This window comes from Legionella rubrilucens, from assembly GCF_001468125.1.
GTDB lineage: Bacteria > Pseudomonadota > Gammaproteobacteria > Legionellales > Legionellaceae > Legionella_C > Legionella_C rubrilucens.
This window is the reverse complement of record NZ_LNYT01000016.1, coordinates 593-1,202: the sequence shown is the minus strand read 5'-3', so window position 1 is coordinate 1,202 and position 610 is coordinate 593. Positions and strand designations below refer to the sequence as shown.

Genomic DNA, 610 nt, shown 5'->3' with positions numbered 1-610 from the left:
TGCCAACTCCAGGGCATTACACGGCATGGATATTACAGTTATCAGCAACGCCAGAGAAATAAACCCGATGATCCTGAACATGAGGAGGTTATTGATTGGGTGAAGAAAATAACTGAGGCGAGCCAGTATTGTTATGGAAGTCGCAGAATGAAGAATGCTTTAAATGCATTAGGTTATCCAGTAGGTCGAAGACGAGCTCAAAGTTTAATGAAAGAAGCCAAAGTTTTTGTTCGATATCGAAAGAAATATAAGGTGACTACCAATAGCAACCATAAGCAACCGGTTTATGAAAATGTATTGAATAGGCAATTTCATACAGACAAGCCTAATAAAGCCTACGTATCAGATATTACCTATATCTGGACGCAAGAAGGCTGGCTTTATTTAGCAGTCGTTCTGGATTTATTTTCAAGGAAGGTGGTTGGTTGGAGCATGGGATCCAGAATGAAAGCAACATTGGTTTGTGATGCTCTGAATATGGCAATTTGGCAGCGAAAACCTCCATCAGGGCTTATTGTTCATTCCGATAGAGGGGCTCAGTATACTAGTTACCAATATCGCAATTTATTAAAGAGCAAGGGATATATTGGTAGCATGAGCAGAAAAGGTG

At 40.2% G+C, this 610-nt stretch carries 1 protein-coding gene; it reads left to right on the top strand.

Annotated elements, in window-relative coordinates:
- Nucleotides 1-610, top strand: a 610-nt coding sequence (locus Lrub_RS07655; RefSeq protein WP_058531611.1) for an IS3 family transposase, incomplete at both ends; no start/stop codon positions are given.